Here is a 26,549-nt window from a genome sequence, read left to right on the forward strand (position 1 = left end):
TTCATCTTTACCTGTCGTATTGTATACCGCGAGTATTCTAAAGTAGATTTTTATTTAATTTTAACAGGGTGCTTATTTCAACATATAGAGGTGTCAAATTTAACAAAAAAGGTTGTTCCTTCTGGCCCTGTTTGAATCTCAATCCTCGCATTGTGGCGTGCAACAATAGCATAACATACGCCTAATCCCAAGCCAGTACCATTATCTTTTGTTGTGTAGAATGGGGTACCTAATTTCTCTACTATTTCAGGCCTGATACCTTCTCCTTGATCACGCACCGCAAGAACCACGCAATTTTCATTTTCCATATAGGTACTGATGGATAGAACTTTCCCCGTGCTCATTGCTTCTATGCCATTACGGTAGAGGTTTATTAATAATTGCCGTATCTCATTGCGATTTAAAAGTAACTTTGGAATGTTTTTTGTATCAAATTGAATAAACTTATTTTGATTAAGTGTATCTATTTTGATTAAAGGAGTAATATCATGAATAATTAAATTCAAATCTAACATCTCTAAATCAGAGGTCCTTGTATTACCCATTGAAAGAAATTCAGTAATAATAGAATTGGCACGGTCAAGTTCTTCAATCATTAAATTAAAGTAACCATTATGTTTATCTAATTCATCCTCTTCTTTTAATAACTGCAAGAATCCTCGTACCGTTGTCATTGGATTTCTAATTTCATGGCTTATACCTGCCGCCATTTGCCCTATTAAATCTAAATTTGATAACCTTTTTAATTCCTGCTGATATTTCTTCTTTTCCGTTATGTTTTTTAAAAGACAGCAGATACCCTCGTCATATGGGTAAGCGACTACTTCGTACCAATAGTCATCATAGATTGAAAGGTATTCGAAATGTACTGATACTCGCTCTGACATTGCACGATGAAATTCTTTATACATGACTGTACCCACATTGTTCGGGAAGATCTCCCATATATTCTTTCCTGATACATCTGCTGCTGATTTCTTTTGTGGTAAATATTGATGTTTATTTAAATATATAAATTCCCAGTCCTTGTTCAAAGCAAAAAATCCATCCGTAATACTTTCAATAACACTTGTAACTTTGTTATTAGCGGCGGCTAGTTCGCTTGTTCGCTCTTCTACCATGTTTTCAAGTCGGTCCATATATAATAAGTTTGAAAACGTAGGGGCTGTGGCGTCAACTATAGATTTTGCGAGTTGAATTTGAGATTCAGCGTAATTTTGAGCTTTTCCATCTAAATTAGCGACTGCTATTACCCCTAATACATCGCCCATTGAAACCAAAGGAATCATAAGTAGATTATTACTTTCTACATTTGGGCTGGAAATTACACTTTTTGTGTCAATAACCTTTTGCATCATGGCTTCATAGTTTTTGTCCATTCTAATGCTTTTAAGGTTCTCAATCCAATTTTCTTGTGTCCATTCACAGTCTTTATTTAACTTCTTTAATCTAATTGCTGTTTCTGCTAATGGATCTAGAACATATGCAGCAATACTTTTACTATCTAAAACTTTTTCTAAGTAAAAAAAACATTTATCGAGACTTTGCTCTATAGAAGAACACATCGATAAATCACGTGTAACATTAAGTAATAACTGCTTTTCAGCAATAAGACTTTCCTTTTGTGACAAATTGTTCGCATTTTGAATTGCGACTGCAGCCATATTCACATAAGCTTCAACACTTTGAATCTCTTGTTCAGTTAAGTCCATTGGGGTTCCATAATCAAATAAAAAAACTAAACCAAATAACTCTTGCCCAAATGCGATAGGAAGAGCCAATAGGGATTTAATTTGGAAGGCTTCAACTGGCCTCGGATCCGCCCGATTATCCTTTGAGGTATCAGGGATATAGATGGTTTTTAGTGTTTCAATCACTTCTTTGGCCAGTAAGTCTATTTCAACATCAATTACCTGCGTATCGAGCGTTATGCCATTTATGATTTCTGGCTTTCCTGCAAACCCTCTGAATGTTCCATCCTTCTGGGGCAAATAAATACCAACAGAGTCACATTGAACAATCTCTTCAGATATTGCCTGTGTTACCCGCTGTAATACTTCGCGTAGTTCTAGCTTTGTATTTATTATTTTAGTTATGTTAGCAAGCCTTGAATACCTTGTCTGTTCACTTAACATTCATACGGTCTCCAATCATAGGCATTTTAAATTTCAGTTGAAGTTCATGAGGCTAAAAAATCACAGTCATTTAATAGTTTTAAACTTCTATGAAACAACCTCATTTACTTATGATACGGCTCATTCTTCATTATCCTGAAAGCCCTATATACCTGCTCCAACAATATCAGCTTCATCATTTGATGTGGAAATGTCATTTTCGAAAAGGACAGTAATTCATCCGCACGTTTTATCACACTGTCATGCAGTCCTAGTGATCCGCCGATAACAAATGCCACCTTACTACGTCCGTAGGTCATCAACGACTCCAAATCCGCGGCTAGCTCTTCTGATGTCTTCATCTTTCCTTCAATCGCAAGTGCAATCACATACGTATCCGAACCGATTTTCGCCAAGATTCGTTCGGCTTCTTTTTTCTTCACAATTTCCATATCAGCATCACTTAATGATTCAGGTGCTTTTTCATCCGGTACTTCGACTACATTAACTTTTGCATACGAACCTAATCGTTTCGTGAATTCATCAATGCCCATTTTCAAATACTTCTCTTTTAATTTACCTACTGTCACAATTGTAATATTCACAAGTTGTCCACCCTTTTTTATTTGTTATAAACAAAACTTATACACATATCCACAACACTTATCTACATCTTGTGTCCGACTACTTGTTCGCCACAACATATATCGAAGGCTCTTCACAGTAGCTACACTTTGTGGATAACTTTTCTTCTTCAGGTACAACTTCCATAATCGGAAACTTTCCCTGCTCCGCTACAAAAACGTCTAAAGCATGGTTTATATGAGTTTCACAGCTATAAGTATTCATTTCTATCCCAACTTTCAGCTTTTTTATGTTACACAAAGTTATTCACAAATTTCTGTATTTATCCACAATGGTCGAATGCAATAAAAAAACGAGCATAATAGCTAGCTGTTAGCTATTATACCCGTTGTGGATAATTTTTTCACGGTACTCTGTGTATAACTCTTATTACTAGAATGAGTTACCGTCTTTTAACACCATTTCAATTTCGAGCAATCGACCATCGCGATATACTTTCATATGCATTGTGTCGCCTACTTCCTTCGAATTATACAGATGTTTGCGCAAGGTGACCATATCCTCAATTTTTTCGCCATCCATTTCAACGATGACATCGTACTGCTTTACACCAGCAAGTTGAGCAGAAGAATTGCTCATGATCTCGTTGATGACAACTCCATCTGTTACATCTACCGGTAACTTTAGCATTTTCCGTTGTTGCTCCGCAGGTATACTTCGAAGATCGAGCAATGTAACACCCATTGTTGGACGGTTTACTTCACCTTGTTTTTCAAGTTGATCGATAATTGGTGTTGCTAGATTAATGGGGATTGCAAGTCCGATTCCTTCAACCGTTGCCTCCGATATTTTCATGGAATTGATGCCAATAAGTTGACCAGCAAGATTAATCAGTGCGCCTCCGGAGTTACCTGGATTAATGGCTGCGTCGGTTTGTAAGACGTCTGCGAACCAATCTACTGTGCCATTTTCATCAAAATCAATTGGTATTGAACGATCTTTTCCGGATACAACACCGACGGTTACGGAACCTGAAAAACCGAGGCCAAGTGGATTACCAATCGCAATGACCATTTCACCGCGTTTCAAAGCATCTGAGTCTCCGAAACCAATAACTGTTTTAACTAGTTTAGCGTCAATTTCAATGACGGCTAAGTCAGTCCACATATCACTACCAACGATTTTCCCGTCTGTCTTCGAACCATCGTCGAACGTAATTTCAAGTTCTTGTGCACCTTCCACAACATGATGATTCGTGATGATATACGCTTTGTCGCCTTGTTTCTTATAAATAACACCCGAACCAGAGCCCGTTTCCCTCGTCGTTTCTACGGGTGACCACGGATCGCTAATTGTCTTCAAATTCGTTACACCAACAACCGAATCCGCCACTTTCTCGACGATGTCTGTAACGTCGTTATTTACATCAAGAGATATGCGTTCTGTTGGCATAACGCCGGCCTTCTGCTCCGAGCCATTAACCAGCGACGGTTCCTCTGTATTACTTTCACCTTGCATGATGAACCATACAAGTAATGCACCGATTACAACACCAATGAAGCCAGATATAAATCCGCCTCTTCTTTTTGGCGGCCTTTGACTATGTCGTGGTGTACTTTCCGGCACAGGCGCAGAAGGTTGCAGCTCTCCCTTCACTTGACTCTGATTGAGTTCATCCATACGCTCCTCCCTCTCTAATGATGATGTCATTATAGTTAACATTCCCTTATTTCAGTCGTTTCAAAATAAAAAACCTTACTTTCGCAAGGTTTTTATACAATCCCTTGAAGGTAAGGCTAGAGACATTACTCTATACTGTGACAAGTTCAGTCGGCTGATCCGCATCTGTATCATAGAGGTGAACAAATTCACCTGTCCTGATACCGCATGTTTCCAGTGTCTGTGTAACACTCATCCTTGCAAGGTCTTTCATATTATTATCTTTACTTAAATGTGATAGATAGATTCTCGTATCTTTTTGATCGACAACTTCGCTCATGGCAACCGCAGCGTCTTCATTGGATACATGTCCAACATCACTAAGAATCCTACGTTTGACGGACCATGGATAGCGTCCTACCTGCAACATACTGACATCGTGATTGCTTTCAAAGACAAATGCATCTGCACCGCGGATGAACCCTTTCATCCTGTCGCTCACATAACCTGTATCTGTAATGACCGCAAGTTTCCGGCCATTTTCATGGAAAACATAAAACATCGGATCAGCGGCATCATGCGAGACGGCAAATGACTGAACATCGAGTGAACCAAATGATTTCACCGTTTCCATATCAAATTGAAAACGCTGATCAAGCGGAATATTGCCGACAAGACCATCCATTGCCTGCCATGTTTTTTCATTCGCATAAATTGGTGTCCCGTATTTCCGTGCTACAACACCGATCCCTTTTATATGGTCACTATGCTCGTGTGTTACAAAAATACCGTCAATCTTTTTCATAGAACGATCAATGCCAGCCATTAAACTGTCCATCTTCTTCGCACTAAACCCTGCATCCACGAGAAAGGTATGTTCACCGCTCTCTATAAATACCGCATTGCCGCTACTGCCGCTTGCGAGGACACTAAAACGCATTGCAAAAACCCCTTATTCATTATCTTCTTCTGGCGACTCATGCTGGAATTCTATAATCATACCTTCAATCGCATTGATGAAGTAATCTTCTTTTATCCCATCCTTCAATTCTACACGTACATGCCATGTCGGAGCAAACACTTGGGTTTCCGATACTTGAACATGTGTCGAATAACCGAGCTTCATATACTTTACCTTGGAATCTTGTTTCAAGTGTCCGTGTGAATACAAATTGCCGATTGCCTCTATAGGAGAAAGAAGATCTTTTTTACGATTAAAGGTGCCGAATTCATCCAGCATACTTTGCTCGTATTTTGTCACTTCCCCCTTGTCATTCCAATACAATGTCAACATCGCATTACGACTGAAATAAATGGGATTGTCCTTCACTTTCTGAAAAAATAATGCTGTCTGCGCCTCTTCATCCACGTCCCAAAGTTCGTACTCAACGCCGTTTAATACGTACTTTGTAAGAATTTCTGTAAAATCAAAATTGTCTTTTGCATTCAGCACACTGACCGGATCATTCAATTTCGATTGAAGAAATGTTTCCTCCAAAACTTCGACTTTTTGATTTTCAAGTTTGTCTATCTGCTCATCCGTAAATATCATAGACTTAGCGGACACATAAGACGGATCATTTTTATAGGGCGGCAGTTCATCATACGTAATATTGTCCATCTTCAACGATTCCTCGATTGGTGTTTTCCCCATCACCTGAACGTTTTGCGCATCTGTAACCTTGTCCAAATAAAGAAAGTAAAGGAAAACGTTCACGATTGAAAATACGACAATAAATATTGTTTTCGATTTATTCCAATCCAAGCAGTTCACCTCCCAAACCTTTAGGTGAATAGCGGCTCCAATTGCCATTGATCAAGTAAAACCATGCTGGTTCCATATTGTAAACTTTTGCATCAGATTTCATAAAGTAACCCGGAGTGATTTCCTCGATAGCATCAAAATCTACCTTATCAGATTTTCTAAGACTTTCGGCAATATCAGTACCTGGCGGAAGAAGCCTACTTTCCTTCTCATTGGAAAATGGAGAATCAAGTATATAGTAGGGTCTTAAATAGCTATATATCTGGTTTCCCCCCCACTTTTGCACAATTTCAGCTGAAGAACTGGAATCTGTATAAACAGGTAATCCGTGCAAAAACAGCTGGAATCGCACAGTTCGGCTCTTCGGATCCATGTACGCCAATCTAAACTCGTCTGTCCATCCACCGTGTTCATTGACAAAGTTAATTGTATCTAGAAGTAGCTCCGAGGGAATTGCAAGCTCTCGACTATCTGCAGTTAGTGAAGTATATTTTAATACTTTCTTATCCGTATATACGTTCATCAAAGCATGATTGTCAGCAAATTCTTCATGATGGATTCCCACTTGGCTTGTACGTACTGAATTTGCATCACTGAACAATGCATTACGGAACTTACTAATGGATACTTCTTCTTTCCAAAACGTGTCTTTAATTGCTTCTACAGGCTCTGCCGATACTACGAGATAGGAAGAACTATCAGGTTTTACTTCCCTGTACTCTTGAAGTTCTTGCCCCTTTGTTAATACTGAACCATAGAAACTTTGATAATCGCCAGCCTTCATTTTTGCGCTATAAAGCTTCTGGTTTGCTTTGCTGATAAAATAAACGGTCATCGCAGTATTATCCGGCTTCCACTCAACCATAATCTGATTGAATGAGATCTCGGGTGTCGGTTTTTCAATCGACAAGACGCCGTCATAGACGGTCAAAGGGATTTCACTTTGAAAATGTAATGTAAATTGGTTAGATGTACGCAGTAATTTGCTCCGCTCCTCTGCGTCGAAGTTGTCGTTTACCGGCACAAAGTCTGCTATTTCCCATTCCGTTATCTCATCCATAATACGGTTGATTTTATCTGAATCCGTTGTTCCCTTCAACTCATCGTCGAAATTAAATACCACTTTATACGGTTTGATAATTTCATCGACTTTCTTTTTATTGCCAATAGAGATATCTACAGGCGGTGACTGCTCAATCAGTTCGAAAGGCGGAGAGTACGTCCAAATAGAGAATGTAAGTAACATACTTAAAGTAACAAGTAAGGTCAGAATAATCGATTTTACAGTTTCAACATATTTCAACCCCACTCACCGTCCTCTTGAAGTTCAAACGGCAACGTAAAGAATATTGTCGTTCCTTTTCCTTCTTCACTTTCTGCCCATATGTCTCCTCCGTGCGCCATAATCATCTCACGGGCAATTGCAAGACCTAGTCCTGTACCGCCCATCGCACGTGATCTTGCACGATCTGCTCGATAAAAACGGTCAAAAATCCGTTTAACGTTCGCCTGTGGTATTCCCATACCATCATCCGAAATCATTACTTTAATAAAGTCTTCGGACATCGTGATACCAAAACGGATGTCTCCGCCGTCTGGTGAGTATTTTAACGCATTTGAAATGATGTTATCCAAAACCTGTGTCATCTTATCCGTATCGATTTCAACAAATAATTCGGAGGAAGAAAGAAGACGTATAAACTGGACTTCTTGAGACTTCGAAAATTCAAATCGTTCAATGATTGAATTGAAAAAGTAATTGAATTCGACCCATTCCTTATTCAAATCGTAATCTCTGCTGTCCATGCGTGATAGCTTCAACAAATCGTTAACGAGACGAATCATCCGCTCAGTTTCAGTCTGCGTTACGTGAAGGAAGGATGGTGCAATCTCCTCGTTCTTCCACGCCCCGTCAGCAAGCGCCTCCAAATAGCTGCGCATTGTTGTCAGTGGCGTACGCAATTCATGCGATACATTAGAAACAAATTCACGTCTTTCCATATCGATTTTTTCCTGTTCTGTATTGTCATGTAAGACAACAATAAGACCATTCACAAAGCCTGTTTCTCTTTGTGTGACAGAAAAGTTCGCACGCAAAATATAAGGCTCATCTTCCCTGCTGAAATCCAGTGCAATGGACTCCTTTACTTGGATTAAATCCTCAAATGTATATTCCTGTTCAAGTCCAAGAATACTAGATATTGGACGATTCAACACCAGATCCCGTGTTAATCTTAGCATGAGAAGGGCAGAATCATTAATAAGGCTGACGCGTCCTTTACGATCAGTTGCGATAACGCCATCCGTCATATTCTCCAATACCGAAGCCAGTTTTCGACGTTCACTTTCAGTTGATGACTGGGATTCTTGCAATTGATTTGTTAAATGGTTGAAGGCAATTGCAAGCTGCCCCATTTCGTCATTTCCGTAAACACGAACTTTTCGCGAAAAATTCCCTTTCGCCATCGCTTGTGCCTGGCGTCTCATATCAGAAATTGGTCTTGTCATCGTCTGTGCGATTAAAATACCGAGAATAATTGTAATAGACAACGAAACAGCTACCCCACCTGCTAATATCCGATTCACTTCATCGATTTGTCTAAATACCTTTTCAATGTTTGCCTCAAGATAAAGTATACCTTTCACTTCATCTCCAACAACACCAATAGGCATTGTACGAACCAAAACCCGATCTCTTGTTTTTTCGTCAAGATGAATTATTTCATATGGGGCCTTTAAAGCATTTGATCTTCGCACAATGTCGTCTGCCGATCGCTGTCCGACCATGGATATATTATTTAAAGCCGATGTTGCGAGAATAATATTCCCTGCATTAATAACTCGGACTTCATTAATATCCTCCGATCTAAAACCTGAAAGGACGGCCTGAAGACTCTCCTCGAGTGTCATCGGGTCGTCCGCAGTTCGTTTTTTTATCATTTCTTCACGTACGCTGAGTTCAACCAAACTCATCCTATCATCAATCGATGTCATGAAGTTTGTTTTCAGAGTTTGTTCGAGCTCGCGCGCAAAATAAAGTCCGATTATTTCCATTGCAATTAGAATTAGCATCACATAGATTAAGACAAATTTAACGTGGATAGATCGGAAAAAACCAACTTTTTGCATGACTGTTACTCCTGTTCCGGATCACGCAAGTAATAGCCAACGCCACGTCTTGTCACAATCCACGTTGGATTACTTGGTGCATCTTCAATCTTTTCGCGCAAACGGCGGATTGTCACATCTACAGTTCGTACATCTCCAAAGTAATCATAACCCCATACTGTTTGTAAGAGGTGCTCGCGCGTCATCACCTGCCCAATATGCTTCGATAGATAGTGGAGGAGTTCAAACTCCCGATGTGTCAGTTCAATTTTTTTATCTCTTTTTAGAACAAGGTAAGCATCTGGTTGAATTATCAGGTTGCCGACTGTAATGTCATTTGTAGCGCCATCTTGTTCTTCCTCAACTGATTTCATATGCCTGCGTAAATTTGCTTTCACACGAGCAATGAGCTCACGCGTTCCAAATGGTTTTGTGACATAATCATCTGCCCCAAGTTCCAAACCAAGTACTTTATCGATTTCCGAGTCTTTAGCTGTTAACATAATAATAGGAAAGTCGTATTTCTTTCGGATTTCTCGGCATACTTCCATGCCGTCCCGCTTCGGAAGCATAATATCTAGAAGTACTAGGTCAGGCTTAACTTCTTCTACCTTTTCAAGTGCTTCGTCTCCATCGTAAGCACAAAAAACAATAAAACCTTCTTTTTTTAGATTAAATTCAAGTATATCAGCAATTGGCTTTTCATCATCAACAATTAAAATGACTTTGTTTTGCATATTCTCTTCCCCCATCTCGCCCTGTTGGCGCCACTATCAGTGTCCTTTTACTCTATCATTCTTCCCGGCGCTTCGCACGTTTCTGCTGTCACGTCAAAGCAGGACATGCAATGAACTATCTTCTAGTGCTATCACTATTTCCCGGGCAATATACCTCGAATATTGTCGAATGGGTTATTCAGAAAAGCGCAAGTGCCTTGGTTGACCGAATAGTAGTTGGGATTTAGTTCTATCCCTCCTTGCAGGCGTCTAGACGTTAAAAAAACGATACAACATGTGTATCGTTTTTTTATCTATTTATCTTAACACGCTCATAGGATTAATATTGGAACCGTTCTTGAATACTTCAAAATGAAGATGTACGCCCGTAGAACGGCCCGTCGATCCCATGACACCAATTTTTGTTCCCTGTGGTACAGTTTGTCCCTCGCTAACCTCAATTGAGGAAAGATGGGCATACAAGGTTTCATAGCCATTGTTATGTGTAATGACAACTCGGTTGCCATATGTGCTGTGCATTCCCGTAGTTGTAACAACCCCATTATCTGCTGCTACAATCCCATATGAGGATGGACGCGCAATATCAATACCTTGATGCGTCCTCCCCCAGCGAGTACCCATTTTACTAGAAACATATCCTCCAGAAGCGGGCCAAATGAATGTACCTGATCCTCTTGAAGGCATCACTTTTGTTCCAACAACCGTCTCTTTATTTACTGCTTCTGCAATAATATTTTCTTCAGAAACAGACCTACCTATCGTCTGACCGTTTTGTTTACGAATAAGTTCCGTAACGATTTTTTCCCCGTCAGAACCTTTCTTTGTCACTTTCTTTTCACCTTTATATAAGGAATTGTCTTCTTCAGTTAGAGCTTCATATTTAATTACTTCTTTTGTTTTCGTTTCGTAATGAACTTCCACTTCTACGTACGGTTTACTAGCCGTAACGTTGAGCTCCTCGCCTAACCTAAGAATCTCATCTTTTGCCAAACTCGGATTTAGTTCTAACAGTTTAGTCGTCGCCATATTGTGAGCGGCAGCAATTGATCCAAGCACATCACCTGAACGTACTACATACTTCTTCTCTTCAAGCGTCCCCTTATTAAGAAGGACCATGGCTTCTTCTGTACTTCTTACCTCTTCTGGAGATACTTTTCCTGTTACCGCCTGCATCTCACCGCTAAATAAGATGTTTACAATACGTGTTTCATCTTCTTTCAAAGGGGGTATTGGTTCAGAAGAAGCTCTGCGGGCTTCGAATTCGTTAAGCTTCTTCTCAGAAACAGATTGTAATTTCAACTCGCGAATCACTTTATTGTATGTGTCCATATCATTAACGTAAAAAGCCAGTTCTTCGTCAATTGAAACACCGATTGCTTCCGTTTCCACGGACAGCATTCCATGAAGTTTTTCTAGGACGATGTCATCGTCCGTTTCAGCTGTAAATACACGTTCTGGAATCACCGACAAATCTGTTCCTATTGTAAGAGGAAGATTCTTAAATTCAGAGGCTGCCTTTTCCAGCTCTTCTTCTTTCAATGCTTCCAACTTTTCTTGATCAGCTATAACACCTACATATTCCCCTTTTGAATAGATATGAAATATGGTCAAGAGGCCCTTATTCTCCTCTTCATTCGCAAAGCCTGTATTTATCCCAAGTCCCGCCAACATCATTGTCATAACGAGTACTTTTTGCGTCTTTTTGAAAGGACGAATAAATTCCGGTAATACCTTTTTTGTTTCGCCCTGTTTATTTCTTTTGAAAAACATATATGAAACTCCCTCCATATTTCAATCAGAAGACTGATATAGATCATTTACAGTTACGCAAAATTTCATGCCTCTCTAATTTAACATATCTGGTGCCATTCTTGTGGTATTCTAGGTCTTTGTAATGAGAATGTAGAATAGCATCCATTTATTAACTATTAATTTCGACCGACTAGCTGTTCTCTTAACTTTTGTTTCTAACATATTACTCGACTATTACCTTGCTATTTATACATTTTACGTTCTCTTCGACTATCTTTTTTGATCGTCTCGACTTTGCGGTGTCATTTTTAGTCATTTATCTCACGACTGTTGATTAACCATTTATTTGCATAAGATACTGGCGTGAAGGGCTTGATGTCTCTCATTTTCACTGGACCATTTTCGGTGAACTATTCATGACAGATTTACTAAGGGTCCAAGTGTGGCTAGAAGTGACGGAGTCACTTCTAGCCACAACATTTCAGTAATACTGTTGCAAATAGTTGCCTGTCGCGTTCCTACACTATTCAAGTGGAAAATGCAGTTGTTTTGGAAGAATAGAGTCGATGACATTCTATAGAAAGTGTAAGTGCCCGAAGATGCAATTTCGGGCACTCTTGCACGTTGTACAATGCGGTCCTTGCTTACTTCTAGCAAAGAGTATGCATCTAATCATGTGACGCCTTATAGAAAGTGACACCTCTTTAAATTAAAAAACCATAGAGAACGCATCAGCCGCCAAAATTGCATCTTTGGCGGCTTTTCTCCAGGTAAGAAGCCAGCTATTCTTTCGTCCCAAAAAGCTCTAAATGCAATTCGTGTACTTATCCATTTGGAGTGCGACGGATGCAGGACCACCATACGCATCCCTACACATCCAGACATCTCGATAAGGATATAGTAGTCGTTCAATCCAAAGCAATACAAATGCAATTCTACACATAGCACCCAGTGTGTGATTAAGTTATTTCCTGGTTATTTTTAGCTAATAAACAGATGCGCATTTATCTATAAAAAAAGAAAGACGTCTTGTCTACCGGTGATTCCCGGTGTCATAAGACGTCTTTCTCTATTTGATGTAATTATCTCCAGAGACTCGTAACACTGTCTGTGTTAATTAATAATCCGGCGATTCGTGCTGACTCCAGTCAATATTGACAAATTTGTTGTACTCCTTCGCAAAGGCAAGAGTTACCGTACCCGTCGGACCATTCCGCTGTTTGGCTATAATAATTTCAATCATATTCTGATTTTCTGTTTCTTTATCATAATAGTCTTCACGGTAGAGGAACGAAACGATATCGGCATCTTGCTCAATGCTTCCTGACTCCCGGAGATCGGACATCATCGGACGCTTATCCTGACGTTGCTCAACACCACGGGACAGCTGAGACAAAGCAACTACCGGTACTTTCAATTCTCTCGCGAGTGATTTTAGCGATCGTGAGATTTCTGAAACCTCCTGCTGGCGGTTTTCGCCCGGCTTACTGCCACTTCCTGCAATTAGCTGCATATAGTCAATCATAATCATGCCCAGTCCGTGTTCCTGTTGCAAGCGACGGCATTTTGAACGAATGTCATTAACACGGATACCTGGTGAATCATCGATGAAAATACCAGCATTAGAGAGGCTGCCCATTGCCATCGTAAGTTTACGCCAGTCTTCCGCTTCGAGAGCACCTGTACGAAGCACTTGTGCATCTATATTACCTTCCGCACAAAGCATCCGCATAACAAGTTGCTCCGCTCCCATCTCCAAGCTAAAGATCGCGACATTCTCATCGGTTTTAGTCGCGACATTTTGCGCCACATTTAACGCAAATGCCGTCTTACCAACGGATGGGCGCGCGGCAACAATAATTAAGTCGTTTCGCTGAAAACCGGCCGTGATCTTATCTAAATCCCGAAAACCGGTTGGGATACCTGTAACATCACCTTTTTTCGTATGAAGAAGTTCGATATTATCATACGTTTCAACTAGGACGTCCTTAATATGACGAAAGTCGCCGGCATTTTTCCTGTTAGATACTTCCATCATTTTCTTTTCCGCTTCAGCTAAGAGTGCCTCTACCTCGTCCTCCCGCGCGTAGCCATCTTCAACGATTGAAGTCGCCACACGGATAAGGCGTCGTAGAAGTGCTTTCTCTTCAACGATGCGAGCATAATGAACAATGTTAGCTGCTGTTGGAACAGAGTTAGCGATCTCCATCAAGTATGAAATACCACCGACATCTTCCAGTTCTTTTTTAGCAGATAGTTCTTCCGTCACCGTGACAACGTCAATTGCCTGACCTTTGTCACTCAGAATAATCATCGTTCGGAAGATTTTCTCATGCGCCATCCTATAAAAATCCTCTGGCATAAGAAGTTCTGCCGCCGTAATGAGCGCTTGCGGTTCAAGAAAAATTGCTCCGATGACCGACTGTTCCGCTTCATTATTATGTGGTGGGACGCGATCAATCATCTGATTCATCTAGCCAATCTCTCCTTATCCTTCTTCCACAACATGTACTTTAAGCGTTGCCGTCACGTCTGGGTGAATTCTGATTGGAACATTAGTGAAGCCAAGTGCACGTATTGCGTCCGGTAATTCCATTTTGCGTCGGTCCACTTTAATTCCTTCAATTTTATTTAATGCTTCAGCAATTTGTTTTGTTGTAATAGAACCAAATAGCCTTCCGCCTTCACCAGATTTAGCTTTCATTTCTACCGTAATCTCATTAATTTGTTCTTGTAGCACTTTTGCTTCTGCCAATTCTTCAGCTGCGTCTTTAGCGACCCGATTTTTTTGACCTTCAAGCCTGCTAATATTCCCTGGTGTCGCTTCAACCGCCAAGTTGTTTTTTAGTAGAAAGTTTTGTGCGTACCCCACAGATACCTCTTTTAAATCACCTTTTACCCCAATGCTTTTTACGTCTTTCAATAAGATTACTTTCATTATGAATTTCCCCTTTCCAACTTTGTATTAAGTACAGCCGTTAGCATTTCTTTCGCTTCTTCCACGGATTCAACATCGAGCTGACATGCCGCGTTCGTCAAATGGCCGCCGCCTCCAAGTTCCTCCATGACAAGTTGAACATTCAATTCACCGAGAGAACGGGCGCTTATTCCTATTTTACCATCTGCGCGAGATGCAATGACAAATGAAGCTGCAACACCTTGCATTGTAAGAAGTATATCAGCCGTTTGGGCTATCAAAACAGAACCATAAACGACTTGGTTCTGTCCTTTTGCAATAGCAATTCCTGCGTCAGACAATTCAACGGTTTCAATCAATTTAGATCTCAGAACATAAGTGGCAATATCCTCTTTTAACAGGCGTTGAACTAGTATTGTATCTGCTCCATTGGTTCGCAGATACGATGCTGCTTCAAATGTCCTTGCCCCTGTGCGGAGTGTAAAACTTTTCGTATCGACGATAATACCCGCAAGTAGGGCAGTCGATTCGAGCATTGTAAGCTTTTCTTGTTTTGGTTGGTATTCAATTAATTCGGTAACAAGTTCTGCAGTAGATGAAGCATATGGTTCCATGTAGACAAGCATCGTGTTCTTGATAAACTCTTCTCCACGTCGATGGTGATCGATGACGACAACCTTCTCTGCTTTATCGATAACTCGTTCATCAATGACCATACTCGGCTTATGCGTATCAACGACGATGATCAGTGACTTCTCTGTAATCATCGTAAGGGCCTCATCGGGCGTGATGAATTGATTGAACAAATCCGTATCACGCCTAATTTCGTCCATAAGACGTGTAACGCTTCCGTCCAGTTCGTTGAAATTGACGACTACATATCCTTCAACATTATTCTTGCGGGCCATTTTCCGAACACCGATCGCTGCGCCAATTGCATCCATATCAGGCATTTTATGGCCCATTATAAATACTTTATCACTGCCTTGGATAAGATCTCGCAATGCATGTGAGATAACCCTTGCACGAACACGGGTCCTTTTTTCAACGGGATTTGTTTTTCCACCATAAAATTTCAGCTTCCCGTCTGAACGTTTGATAGCCACTTGGTCACCACCGCGCCCAAGTACAAGATCTAAACTCGACTGAGCCAGTTCGCCCAATTCGATTAATGAAGTATATCCCACACCGACACCAATACTGAGTGTCAGTGCCGTACTCTGCTTGGCTGTTGTTTCACGAATGTCATCTAAGATCGAGAACTTTGTTTTTTCCAAGTTAGCCAACGTTGCTTCGTTAAATACAGCTAAGAAACGATCAGTCGCAATTCGTTTCACAAAAATCCCATTAGTTGTTCCCCAGCTATTTACAAGGGAAGTTACTAGTGAGTTAAGCTGACTTCTTGTCTGATCATCCATTGCCTGTGATACTTCATCATAATTGTCGACAAGAATAATGCCGAGAACTGTACGGTCTGCATAATAAAGAGTCTCCATTACTAGCTGCTCTGTAATATCAAATAAATAAATGAGTTTCTCTTCTGCTTTATAAAAGACCTTATACGACTTATCTCCAATCGTCAAAACATTGTTCTCCGCTTTTTCACTTTTTAAAATCGCATGAAACTGTCCAGACAGATCGAACAAATCGTCGCCGATAAGGGTTTCCTGATGCGCAAATACTTTTGCAGCATACGGATTTGCCCACTCAACAACATTCTTTTCATTAATGAGAATAATACCGATCGGTAATTCAAGAAGTGCTTCTTCTCCGACTTTCTTCACCCTGTACGATAATGTTTCAATATGTTTCTCTGTTTCGATATAAGTCTGTTCTTCAATTTTCCACGTAAACCCTATTGCGACCATAAATATGACGGAGAAAAGTAGTCCAAGCCAAAACTGGAATAAGAGCAGGGGCACTGCCGCGATCACGCCCAGAATCGACAATACCGTCAGCGGATAGCGTATTGCTCTTTTTCTAAAAAATGACGTCATTGTCCCATCCCCTTATTTCGACTTGTCTTTTCTAAGCCAGGCACGTAGATTCACTCCTGTATCAAGTATCCCGAGCATCGTCGTAATTGGAGCCAGCACTAATGCAAAAATTGTGGCCACAACTGTCGCCACTTTCGGTAACTTCATTTCATTTACATAGTAATGGATCAGTGAAACACCTTGCAATAGAAGCAAGAATCTTAAAACGGTAGTTGCGTTGACAATAACCAGATATAGATTTGTCCCTGGCACCACATCTGCAAAGAGCTGAATAAGAAGAATCGCTCCGTACAAAACCACTGTAATCATTGGTAGCTTCATTTCCCGGAATGGCGGAAACTTGGGAACTTCAAATCCTATTCGCTTGGCAACTCCGAGGTTTAACGTGAGAAGAATGAAAGCTAACATGAAAGCGCCTATGATGAAGATAGATGGAATTGTGTACTCGTACACCTGAAGCGATGATGTAACGACTTCATCATAGTTGGCAGGTAAGCCACCAATTTTAGACATAAACGATGTCATCTGCTCTTTAGAATCTTGCATAGCCGTCATTAATTCGTCTATCATATTAAATCCAAAGAAAAGGACAGCCCCGACATAGACAACCATCCCAGTAATAAGCAAGGTGAGTCCAGAAGCCATGAAGATATATAATCTTGTTTTACCCATCATGATTGTTTCCCCAATAATGAACCCGAGAATCCCATGAACGATAGCAAATGGAACGAGTAGAATACCTCCGATTAGTAATGACAACACGACACCGGTCGCATATACAAGAAACGACGAGGTTCGGTCGTATTTTAGTCTGTACAAAATAATCGGTAATGGAATGAAGAACATGGTGACACTTCCAAGAAGCGGTGTATATAACGATACCGCAAGCAAGATTGCAAAAAAAGCAATCATCATTGCTCCGTACGTAATTTTCCTTGCGTTGTCTTGCATAATATAGATTCCTCCGGTCTTTCGCTGGACGACTAATTCTATCCACACTTAAACTTAAAGTTCCTATGGATAGTTGCTTCAATTGTATCATGATTATTGTTTTTAAACCAAATCAAGAACATATGTACTTCCTTTATTCGAATAAAAAGACCGCCCCCATACCGGTTATGTCGGTCTGACGAGGCGGTCTATCTAAATAAAATTATCTTTCTTCCGAACTGAATGGAAGAAGTGCCATGATACGTGAGCGTTTGATTGCAAGTGTCAGTTTACGCTGATACTTTGCGCTTGTACCTGTTACCCGGCGAGGCAAGATTTTTCCACGCTCAGAAATAAATTTCTTAAGCATATCTGTATCTTTATAATCGATTTTAGTAATGTTGTTTGATGTGAAATAACAAACCTTACGGCGTCTCTTTCCTCCACGACGTGGTGCCATAGTTGTTCCCCTCCTTACTTAATTCGTATTCGGCTTTCGATAAGCGGCGCATTACGTTGTCAACTTCGCTCATTCTCATCCTCACGTGCCATAGCACGCTCCTATGTTCACTCACTCGTTTCCTAGCACTGCTTGCTTCTCGAAACCCTCATAATGACGGGTCGATCATTAGAACGGCAGGTCGTCGTCCGATACTTCTATCGGGCCACCGCCTGTCGAGAATGGGTCATCGTCAGTACGTGTGTAATTTTGCTGGTTAGGCTGTTGATATTGCTGGTTTGATTGTTGGTTTGATTGTTGGTTTGACTGCTGATTCTGATAGCTCGGTTGTTCGCTCTGTTGAGAACCTTGGTAAGGTGCCCCACCGCCAGCTCCCGTTCTATTTTCGCCAGATGCATTACGCGGTTCAAGAAACTGCGTGCTGTCTGCTACAACTTCTGTAGTATAAACACGCTTTCCATCTTGTCCTTCAAAGCTGCCCGTCTGAATACGGCCATCTACTCCGACAAGACTTCCCTTTTTCAAGAAGTTTGCAACGTTTTCAGCCTGTTTTCTCCAAGCAACACAACTAATGAAATCAGCTTCTCTTTCGCCTGAAGCACTTTGAAAAGCTCGGTTTACTGCTAACGTAAAACGTGTCACAGCAATACCAGTTTGTGTATACTTGAGTTCAGGATCTTTTGTCAATCGCCCTACTAAAACAACTCGGTTAATCATTAGAATGCAACCTCCCTCATCATTTTGTAAGTTTCACCTGTTCATTTTTTATATATGGATTAGTCTTCAATACGGACAGTCATATGACGAATAATATCTTCGTTGATGTTCGCAAGACGTGTAAATTCATCGATTGCTTTAGTTTCAGAATTCAACTTAATTAGTTGATAGAAACCTTCACGTAGATCGTCGATTTCGTAAGCAAGACGGCGCTTGCCCCACTCTTTCGACTCGATGTTTTCTGCACCATTTGAAAGAAGAACTTCGTCAAAACGTTCAATCAACGCTTTTTTCGCTTCATCTTCTACTGTTGGGCGGATAATGTACATAATTTCGTACTTTCTCATCTGTAGTCACCTCCTTATGGACTTGGGCCCTGCTGATTTCAGCGGGCAAGGAGTAAGTAATTATATTACTCACATCAGTACATTTTAGCACAACTTCATTTATATTTCAACTATTTTCTTGTATACTTTTGTACAGAGGTGAATTTCATTGAATGAATTTCCTGTACCCGACAAAATAATTGAGATTAATTTACCAAAAGTAGCTAAGAATAGCCTAGCTTTAACTGTGATTTCTTTCCTTTTATTGTGGATTCTAAAAATCTTTATTGAAAGAAACTTTTCATTGTCACTCAACTTATGGACAGTTGTATTTTTCATTGTAGGCTATATCCTGCTGATCATTCTGCATGAACTATTTCATCTGCTTGGTTTTCGTGTTTTTGGAGGCGTCCCGTGGAGAAAAATGATTGTTGGGGTCAATCTAAAAATGGGTATCGCATATGCGACAACTGATCAACTTATGACGAACCGTGCAATACGAAAAGCACTACTGCTACCCTTTTGGATGACAGGTATTCTTCCAGCCCTTATTGGTCTTTATATTGGAAGTGGTTTGCTAGTGAGCTTGGCTGCTTTATTGATAGGTGGGGCAGCTGGCGACTTCGCTATGTATAAGGAGTTGAAAGAACTGCCCGACGATTGGATTGTGAAAGATGATCCTGAATTACCAAAGCTCTATGTCTATGCACCTGAGAAGTTGAATGAATGATTTCATTGCATATTGCATCGGCTACCCCTATAAGGCACCTACACCGGGTTCACGCACGCACCCCGGTACCAGTTACTGACATCGGATTCAATAGTTAAATATATATGTAATGGAAATTTAAAAAACCACTCCGGAATCAAATCCAGAGTGGTCTTCTTTCATTATTAAACGTTAAAACGGAATAGCATGACGTCGCCGTCTTTAACAATATATTCTTTTCCTTCAAGACGAACTTTTCCTGCCTCTTTGGCAGCTGTCATCGAACCTGTTGCGACAAGATCATCATATGCAACTGTTTCAGCACGGATGAAACCACGTTCGAAGTCGGTATGAATGATACCAGCACATTGCGGTGCTTTCATACCTTTACGGAATGTCCACGCGCGAACTTCTTGCACACCTGCCGTGAAGTACGTTGCAAACCCTAGAAGCTTATATGACGCTTTGATCAATTGATCAAGACCTGATTCCTTGATGCCCAACTCTTCAAGGAACATTGCTTTTTCATCATCTTCAAGTTCAGCCATTTCTTCTTCGATTTTTGCACAGACAACAATTACTTGCGCATTGTCTTTTTCTGCAAATGCACGGACAGCTTTAACATTCTCATTATTATCTGCATCTGCAACTTCATCTTCCGCAACGTTTGCCACATAGAGCATCGGTTTAATCGTAAGAAGGTTCATCCCTTTTGCAAGGATTAATTCTTCGTCAGTGAACTCAACAGAACGAGCAGGCTTTTCATTTTCGAATGCTTCTCTCAATTTAATCAAGATCGGCTCTTCTGCAATTGCCACTTTATCTTTCTGTTTCACCATTTTTGTAACACGTGCCAATCGTTTTTCAACGGCTTCCATGTCTGCAAGAATCAATTCAAGATTGATAATTTCAATATCATCAATTGGATCAACTTTCCCAGCTACATGTGTAATGTTTTCGTCTACGAAGCAACGAACTACTTGACAAATTGCATCCACTTCACGGATGTGCATAAGGAATTTGTTCCCTAGCCCTTCGCCTTTACTTGCTCCTTCAACGATTCCCGCGATATCAGTAAATTCAAATGCAGTCGGTACAGTTTTCTTCGGTACTACTAGTTCTGTCAGTTTATCTAGTCTTTCATCGGGTACTTCAACGATTCCGACGTTCGGATCAATTGTACAGAACGGGTAGTTTGCCGCCTCTGCTCCCGCTTTTGTAATCGCATTGAATAATGTAGATTTACCTACGTTTGGTAGTCCAACAATCCCAGCTGTTAATGCCATTCGTTCCACAACCTTTCATTAATCTTTTTAAACGGTACTTCCGCTTAAAAAGCTTCCATTATATGTTCATTCATTCACTCATATATTCTATATGCAACTCTTCTAGTATAAGGACAGCAGGCCAAGTTGTCCATCTGCTAGCGGAACGCCTAGAAACTTAACAACTTAAGATTCAGCCTTTACAAGGAGTTTTTTCATCTTCTTTGCAAATTCATTACGCGGAATCATGACACTGTGGCCACATCCTTCGCATTTTATTCGAATATCTGCTCCCATTCGAATAATTTTCCAAGAGTTTGTCCCACACGGATGTTGCTTTTTCATTTCTACAACGTCATTCAATCCGAATACTTTTTCCACCATTTATCTACACCTCATCTTTCGGTCGATACATAACCATTTTCGGGTACGGTATTTCAATACCGTTCTGATCCAGGAATAATTTCAAGTCCCTGCGTAATTGCCTCGCAATAGCGTATTGCATCACAGGCTGGGTTTCTGCTGTAATTCTCATAACAATTTCAGATGCTCCCAAATCTTGTACACCTACAATAATCGGCTGTGATATCAGTGCTTCATATCCAACAGATAAATTCGCAAGATACTCTTCCAACAGTTTTTCCGTTTTGGCGATATCCGTTTCATATCCCAGTCTAATATCCACTATAGCCAGTGAATTATTAATTGAGTAGTTCACGACCTCTGAAATGTTTCCATTCGGGATGATATGTACTTCCCCGCCATACGCGCTAATCTTTGTCGTACGTAAACCAATTTCTTCGACAGTTCCAACTGTTAAACCAATTTGTACATAATCGCCCACAGAAAATTGATCTTCAAAAATGATGAAGAATCCACTGATGATATCTTTCACAAGACTTTGGGCACCAAAACCAACAGCCAGACCCAACACTCCAGCCCCTGCAAGAATTCCTGTAACATTGATTGTAAAAGCAGAAAGGATTGCTAATATTGCTGCGAAGTAGACGACATATGACAATGTATTTTGAAGCAGCTTAACCAATGTTGTTTCACGGCGCTCTGTATGGCGCAAGGCACCTTTCAGTCGCACCTTGAATGCGCGGCGAATAACACTTTTACCTATTTTGACTACAATGATGGATAACAGAATAATGAAGAAAACTTTAAATGCCAACATGCCAATATCAAACCAAGTCTGTGAACTAAATAGTATGTTACTTACTTCTTCAACTTCTTCTTTTATCTTTTTAATGTCCTCATTTATGGTTACTCCCACAATCCTCTTCCTTTCGTATAATAAATCACTTGCAAGCGTAGACTGAGTTATAAAAAAAAGAAATGGAGTTTTTTTATGCGAGCAACTCTTTCGTCAACATACGATTACCGCATTCATCATAAGGAAACGGGTGCTGTTTGGAAACTCAGTTCACTATTCCTCCAGCACATTCCATTCGATACCCAAGATCTCATCTTTTTCTGCATCGGAACCGATCGCTCTACCGGTGACTCTCTAGGACCGCTAACTGGCTCTTTCCTATCTGAATCTTCCTTGTTCCCGTTTACTGTAATCGGCACGTTGGAAAGTCCATTACACGCCTTAAATCTACAACAGTATATAGATGAAACCAGACTCACTAATCCCTCCGCCTTTATCGTAGCAATTGATGCCTGCCTAGGACAAGTAAGTTCTATCGGCCAGTTACTTTTCAATAGCGGGCCTATACACCCCGGCAAAGCGGTCGGTAAAGATCTGCCCCCTGTTGGAGATGTATCCATTAAAGGTATTGTCAATATCGCTGGCTTCATGGAACACGCTGTTTTGCAAAGCACTCGCCTCTACCTTCCATATGAGATGAGTCGCACTATCGCTCGGGCATTGCAACTCGCGCACGGGCGCCGCAAATCAAAAGAAGTGAACGATAGTAACAGCTACTCCAACGACAAGGATACCAGGAATCAGATTAGCAACTCTCACTTTAGTCAGACCAATTAAGTTTAAACCAATAGCCAAGATCATTAATCCACCTGTCGCTGTCATTTCGGATATAAAGAAATTTAGTAATTCATCTGGAACGAAGCGACTTATTTGAGTGGAAAATAAGGTGATGATTCCTTGATAAAGAAATACAGGGATCGCAGCAAATGCGACGCCAATGCCTAGCGTTGAGCTTAAAATGATAGCGGTAAAACCATCAATAATCCCTTTCATGACAAGAACATCATGATCATTCCTCAGCCCGCTGTCGATAGCACCGATAATGGCCATCGATCCAACAACAAAAATCAATGTCGCTGTAACAAAACCTTGCGCGATGCCTGGACCTTTATCACTTGCTGGTATCTTGCTTTCCATCCAGTATCCCAGATCATTCACTTTCTTATCAAGATCCATCCACTCGCCAATGACTGCACCTACAACAATACTGATAATTACAATCAGAATTTGCGTACTTTCAAATGTCATTTGTATGCCAATAACAGCAACCGCAAGCCCAATTCCATACATGACAGTTTCTTTCATTCGCTCCGGTATATTATGTAAAAATCGACCAACGAACGCACCTACAATTATTAAAAGTACGTTTATAATTGTTCCAAATAAAATCATCTTTTCACTTCCTCTTAATCTAATACGCCTTGGCGTATTTTCGTCCAGATTTTGAATTGAGCTTGCTCAATGCAGTTAAAAATAAAACCTATTTTGCGCAGTCGGCAAAATAGGTGCATCCTTATTCGTTCAATAATTCAAGAATACGTTCAAGATCATCTTCAGAGAAAAATTCAATTTCAATTTTCCCTTTGTTTTTTGTTTTCTTAATTGATACGTTTGTCCCAAAATAATCCCGCAGGTTTGATTCCCGTTCGGCTAGGAATAGGTCTTTACGCTTTTCTGGCTTAGTTTCACGTGGAACATCCTCGTTCATTGTTTGAACCAGTTTTTCTAATTGGCGTACGTTAAGTCCTTCTCTTAATACCCGTTCTGCCACTAATGAAATTTGTGCTTTCTTACGTAGACCAAGTAATGTCCGGCCATGCCCCATTGAAATTTCACCTACAGTAATATAATTCCTTACTTTTTCAGGCAATGAAAGTAAACGGACGTAATTTGCGATATGAGGTCTGCTTTTACCCAGTCTAAATGCTAGTTGTTCTTGTGTAAGACCCAAGTTTGCCATAAGACTCTGATAAGCTTCCGCTTCTTCAATTGGCGTCAGATCTTCCCGCTGTAAATTTTCAAGGATCGCAAATTCCATTGTTTCTTTGTCCGTCAAGATACGGACAACCGCTGGAACGTCAGTTAGACCTGCTATTTGGGCTGCACGGAATCGTCTCTCACCTACGACAATTTCGTAGGACGTTCCCATTTTCCTAAGAATAATTGGCTGAAGAATACCATGTTCTTTAATGGAAGCACTTAACTCTTGAATTGCATTTTCATCAAATACTTTTCTAGGTTGATATGGATTAGCCGTAATACTTTTCACATGAATATGTTCGACAGACTCTACTTTCGCTAGTGACTCTCCAGGGAATAAAGCATTTAATCCTTTTCCAAGGCCTTTAGCCATTACGAACCACTTCCTTTGCCAGTTCTAAATATACCTCTGCACCGCGTGATCTTGAATCATAGATGATAATTGGCTCTCCATGACTTGGCGCCTCACTCAATCGTACATTTCGTGGAATAATCGTTTTGTACACTTTATCTTGAAAATATTTTTTTACTTCATCTATAACTTGAATCCCTAAATTTGTTCTTGCATCGAACATCGTAAGTAAGACGCCATCAATCATTAAGTCTTCATTTAAATGTTTTTGAACAAGTCGGATAGTACTTAACAGCTGACTTAAACCTTCGAGCGCATAGTACTCACACTGAACTGGGATGATAATTGAATCAGCTGCAGTCAGTGCATTTATTGTTAGTAATCCAAGTGAAGGTGGACAGTCGATAATGATGTAGTCATACAGATCTTTCGCTTCCTGAATCGCATGTTTCATCCGTACTTCTCTAGATATAGTTGAAACTAGCTCGATTTCTGCACCTGCCAGGGATATAGTTGCCGGCACGATATCAAGGTTTTCTACTTTTGTCGAACGAATAACATCTTTTATATTAATATCGTCTATTAAAATATCATAAATGCATTGTTGGACTTCCCCCTTGTTAACACCTACTCCGCTCGTTGCATTCCCTTGCGGATCAGTATCAATCAAAAGAACTTTTTTGCCTATATGAGCAAGGCAAGCACTAAGATTTACGGATGTTGTCGTTTTCCCGACGCCTCCCTTTTGATTGGCTATCGCTATAATTCTGCCCACACCTGCACCTGCTTTCCTGCACTTTTATCATTCTTTAATTCTTTCAATTTTGTAACTTCTTCTAGTTTAACAAAAAAAACATTTTTTGTAGAGATATATGTAGAAAAAAGACTCTTGCAATGTGAAGCAAGAGTCTTTTATTCAAAGAAAAGTAAGTATACGTTTTTCACCTGGTACAGTGTCTAGTGTCTAGACTGCCAGGACGCGGTGAACTTAGTTCGTCAGCGCTTTTGGGACTACCAATGCGCTTGCGCATTTCTTATTTCTTTTTTGGTATTTTAACAGTGATTATATAAAAATCATCTGAATCTTCTTCTTCTGTTTTCACATCTATCCCGCTTTTAGTAACGAGAACGAGTGATTGCCTGATTGTATTTAGAGCAATTCGTACATCTTTACTTACAGATTTCCTTCGAGGTGCTGTTTTTTTACCTTTAACATTCTCTGGTGGGTGTAAAACTTGAAGGATTCTGGCTTCAAGTTGTTTGACATTCAACTGCTGTTCAATGACTTCCTTGAAAAGTTGTGACTGTAATTCACTATCTTTAATTGGTATAAGCGCTCTTGCATGTCGTTCTGATATTTCCTTTGTTAATATTCCATTCTTGATTTCATCGGGTAATTTCAGTAAGCGCAATTTATTGGCAACAGTTGATTGACCTTTTCCTAATCTTTGCGCTAATGCTTCCTGCGTTAATGAATGAAGTTCCAGAAGTTTTTCATAGGCATACGCCTCTTCAATAGAAGTCAATTCTTCACGTTGTAAGTTTTCAATAAGTGCAATAGATGCAGTTTCTTTATCATCAAGGTTTCGAATGATCGCCGGTACTTCCGACCACCCCAACTTTTTCATTGCTCGATATCTACGTTCTCCTGCGATTATTTCATAGTTTTCTTCACCAATTTTCCGAATGACGATTGGTTGAATGACACCATGCGTATGAATGGTCCTCGCAAGTTCTTCAATCTTATCTTCAGAAAATATTGTACGCGGTTGAAACTTATTTGGATTTATTAGCTCGATTTTCACCTGTTCAATTACTTCGTGATGAACCTTTTCCACCACTAGTGGATCTAATTCTTTATCTCCACTCCCAAAAAATCGTGAAAACGGACTTTTCATTCCCGGCACCACCTTTTCAATACTGCTCCCTAATTCTATTAATTCGGCACGGCGATAGT

At 40.3% G+C, this 26,549-nt stretch carries 26 protein-coding genes; 2 read left to right on the forward strand and 24 right to left on the reverse strand.

Annotated elements, in window-relative coordinates:
- Positions 1 to 77: 77 nt before the first annotated feature.
- The 17 genes from I2484_RS09500 to rpsF form a co-directional block, all read right to left on the reverse strand.
- Complete coding sequence (locus I2484_RS09500) at positions 78 to 2,135, reverse strand: GAF domain-containing sensor histidine kinase (RefSeq protein ID WP_207150800.1); 2,058 nt, start codon at positions 2,133 to 2,135, stop codon at positions 78 to 80.
- 104 nt (positions 2,136 to 2,239) lie between these two features.
- Entirely contained in the window at positions 2,240 to 2,719 is a 480-nt protein-coding gene (gene rlmH / locus I2484_RS09505; RefSeq protein WP_207150801.1) for a 23S rRNA (pseudouridine(1915)-N(3))-methyltransferase RlmH, read from the reverse strand.
- A 79-nt stretch (positions 2,720 to 2,798) separates the two neighbouring features.
- Positions 2,799 to 2,963, reverse strand: a complete 165-nt coding sequence (locus I2484_RS09510) for a CxxH/CxxC protein (protein WP_207150802.1) — start codon at positions 2,961 to 2,963, stop codon at positions 2,799 to 2,801.
- Positions 2,964 to 3,131: 168 nt separating this feature from the next.
- Positions 3,132 to 4,379 carry a S1C family serine protease gene (locus tag I2484_RS09515; RefSeq protein ID WP_207150803.1) on the reverse strand — a complete coding sequence of 416 codons (1,248 nt, stop codon included), beginning with the start codon at positions 4,377 to 4,379 and terminating at the stop codon, positions 3,132 to 3,134.
- A gap of 130 nt (positions 4,380 to 4,509) precedes the next feature.
- On the reverse strand, positions 4,510 to 5,298 hold the full coding sequence (locus I2484_RS09520) for an MBL fold metallo-hydrolase (RefSeq protein WP_207150804.1): 789 nt from the start codon (positions 5,296 to 5,298) through the stop codon (positions 4,510 to 4,512).
- 12 nt (positions 5,299 to 5,310) lie between these two features.
- Positions 5,311 to 6,123: a two-component system regulatory protein YycI gene (locus I2484_RS09525; protein WP_207150805.1), complete on the reverse strand. Its 813-nt coding sequence runs from the start codon at positions 6,121 to 6,123 to the stop codon at positions 5,311 to 5,313.
- Entirely contained in the window at positions 6,110 to 7,432 is a 1,323-nt protein-coding gene (locus tag I2484_RS09530) for a two-component system activity regulator YycH (protein WP_207150806.1), read from the reverse strand. Before I2484_RS09530 ends, I2484_RS09525 begins: the two co-directional genes overlap by 14 nt.
- Positions 7,423 to 9,252: a cell wall metabolism sensor histidine kinase WalK gene (gene walK, locus I2484_RS09535; protein WP_207150807.1), complete on the reverse strand. Its 1,830-nt coding sequence runs from the start codon at positions 9,250 to 9,252 to the stop codon at positions 7,423 to 7,425. The genes I2484_RS09530 and walK overlap by 10 nt, the downstream gene beginning before the upstream one ends.
- A 5-nt stretch (positions 9,253 to 9,257) precedes the next feature.
- Positions 9,258 to 9,968: a response regulator YycF gene (yycF, locus tag I2484_RS09540; RefSeq protein WP_207150808.1), complete on the reverse strand. Its 711-nt coding sequence runs from the start codon at positions 9,966 to 9,968 to the stop codon at positions 9,258 to 9,260.
- A 297-nt stretch (positions 9,969 to 10,265) separates the two neighbouring features.
- On the reverse strand, positions 10,266 to 11,738 hold the full coding sequence (locus I2484_RS09545; RefSeq protein WP_207150809.1) for a peptidoglycan DD-metalloendopeptidase family protein: 1,473 nt from the start codon (positions 11,736 to 11,738) through the stop codon (positions 10,266 to 10,268).
- A 1,099-nt stretch (positions 11,739 to 12,837) separates the two neighbouring features.
- Positions 12,838 to 14,193, reverse strand: coding sequence for a replicative DNA helicase (gene dnaB, locus I2484_RS09550; RefSeq protein WP_207150810.1), 1,356 nt, complete (start codon positions 14,191 to 14,193; stop codon positions 12,838 to 12,840).
- Positions 14,194 to 14,208: 15 nt separating this feature from the next.
- Complete coding sequence (gene rplI / locus I2484_RS09555; protein ID WP_207150811.1) at positions 14,209 to 14,658, reverse strand: 50S ribosomal protein L9; 450 nt, start codon at positions 14,656 to 14,658, stop codon at positions 14,209 to 14,211.
- Positions 14,658 to 16,634, reverse strand: coding sequence for a DHH family phosphoesterase (locus I2484_RS09560; protein ID WP_207150812.1), 1,977 nt, complete (start codon positions 16,632 to 16,634; stop codon positions 14,658 to 14,660). The genes rplI and I2484_RS09560 overlap by 1 nt, the downstream gene beginning before the upstream one ends.
- A gap of 12 nt (positions 16,635 to 16,646) precedes the next feature.
- Complete coding sequence (locus I2484_RS09565; protein ID WP_207150813.1) at positions 16,647 to 17,585, reverse strand: YybS family protein; 939 nt, start codon at positions 17,583 to 17,585, stop codon at positions 16,647 to 16,649.
- Positions 17,586 to 17,787: 202 nt separating this feature from the next.
- The gene (rpsR, locus tag I2484_RS09570; protein WP_067204122.1) at positions 17,788 to 18,024 is read right to left on the reverse strand and encodes a 30S ribosomal protein S18; all 237 of its coding nucleotides are present in this window, start codon (positions 18,022 to 18,024) and stop codon (positions 17,788 to 17,790) included.
- Positions 18,025 to 18,192: 168 nt separating this feature from the next.
- Complete coding sequence (gene ssb / locus I2484_RS09575; RefSeq protein WP_207150814.1) at positions 18,193 to 18,741, reverse strand: single-stranded DNA-binding protein; 549 nt, start codon at positions 18,739 to 18,741, stop codon at positions 18,193 to 18,195.
- Between the two features lie 59 nt (positions 18,742 to 18,800).
- The gene (gene rpsF / locus I2484_RS09580) at positions 18,801 to 19,088 is read right to left on the reverse strand and encodes a 30S ribosomal protein S6 (protein WP_186671901.1); all 288 of its coding nucleotides are present in this window, start codon (positions 19,086 to 19,088) and stop codon (positions 18,801 to 18,803) included.
- A gap of 148 nt (positions 19,089 to 19,236) precedes the next feature.
- On the opposite strand from rpsF, the gene I2484_RS09585 reads away from it, so the two are divergent.
- The gene (locus tag I2484_RS09585) at positions 19,237 to 19,797 is read left to right on the forward strand and encodes a DUF3267 domain-containing protein (protein ID WP_207150815.1); all 561 of its coding nucleotides are present in this window, start codon (positions 19,237 to 19,239) and stop codon (positions 19,795 to 19,797) included.
- 164 nt (positions 19,798 to 19,961) lie between these two features.
- On the opposite strand, the gene ychF is transcribed toward I2484_RS09585, so the two are convergent.
- From ychF to I2484_RS09600, 3 genes are all read right to left on the reverse strand, one after another.
- The gene (gene ychF, locus I2484_RS09590; RefSeq protein ID WP_207150816.1) at positions 19,962 to 21,062 is read right to left on the reverse strand and encodes a redox-regulated ATPase YchF; all 1,101 of its coding nucleotides are present in this window, start codon (positions 21,060 to 21,062) and stop codon (positions 19,962 to 19,964) included.
- A 165-nt stretch (positions 21,063 to 21,227) separates the two neighbouring features.
- Positions 21,228 to 21,425, reverse strand: a complete 198-nt coding sequence (locus tag I2484_RS09595) for a DUF951 domain-containing protein (RefSeq protein ID WP_207150817.1) — start codon at positions 21,423 to 21,425, stop codon at positions 21,228 to 21,230.
- A 4-nt stretch (positions 21,426 to 21,429) separates the two neighbouring features.
- Positions 21,430 to 22,320 carry a mechanosensitive ion channel family protein gene (locus I2484_RS09600; protein ID WP_346014174.1) on the reverse strand — a complete coding sequence of 297 codons (891 nt, stop codon included), beginning with the start codon at positions 22,318 to 22,320 and terminating at the stop codon, positions 21,430 to 21,432.
- Positions 22,321 to 22,395: 75 nt separating this feature from the next.
- Between I2484_RS09600 and yyaC the strand changes: the two genes are divergently transcribed.
- Positions 22,396 to 23,037 (forward strand): spore protease YyaC, encoded by a 642-nt coding sequence (yyaC, locus tag I2484_RS09605; protein WP_207150818.1) that lies wholly within the window; start codon positions 22,396 to 22,398, stop codon positions 23,035 to 23,037.
- On the opposite strand, the gene I2484_RS09610 is transcribed toward yyaC, so the two are convergent.
- The 4 genes from I2484_RS09610 to noc all read right to left on the reverse strand — a co-directional run bounded on the left by I2484_RS09610 (position 22,948) and on the right by noc (position 26,490).
- Positions 22,948 to 23,652 (reverse strand): DUF554 domain-containing protein, encoded by a 705-nt coding sequence (locus I2484_RS09610; protein ID WP_207150819.1) that lies wholly within the window; start codon positions 23,650 to 23,652, stop codon positions 22,948 to 22,950. The two genes, yyaC and I2484_RS09610, sit on opposite strands and share 90 nt — an antisense overlap.
- Positions 23,653 to 23,773: 121 nt before the next feature.
- The gene (locus tag I2484_RS09615) at positions 23,774 to 24,613 is read right to left on the reverse strand and encodes a ParB/RepB/Spo0J family partition protein (RefSeq protein WP_207150820.1); all 840 of its coding nucleotides are present in this window, start codon (positions 24,611 to 24,613) and stop codon (positions 23,774 to 23,776) included.
- Entirely contained in the window at positions 24,606 to 25,367 is a 762-nt protein-coding gene (locus I2484_RS09620) for an AAA family ATPase (RefSeq protein ID WP_207150821.1), read from the reverse strand. Before I2484_RS09620 ends, I2484_RS09615 begins: the two co-directional genes overlap by 8 nt.
- Positions 25,368 to 25,626: 259 nt before the next feature.
- A complete protein-coding gene (gene noc / locus I2484_RS09625) occupies positions 25,627 to 26,490 on the reverse strand; it encodes a nucleoid occlusion protein (protein WP_207150822.1) in 864 nt (287 codons plus the stop codon).
- Positions 26,491 to 26,549 lie beyond the last annotated feature (59 nt).

This window comes from Sporosarcina sp. E16_8, from assembly GCF_017347095.1.
In the GTDB taxonomy this organism is placed as follows: Bacteria; Bacillota; Bacilli; order Bacillales_A; family Planococcaceae; genus Sporosarcina.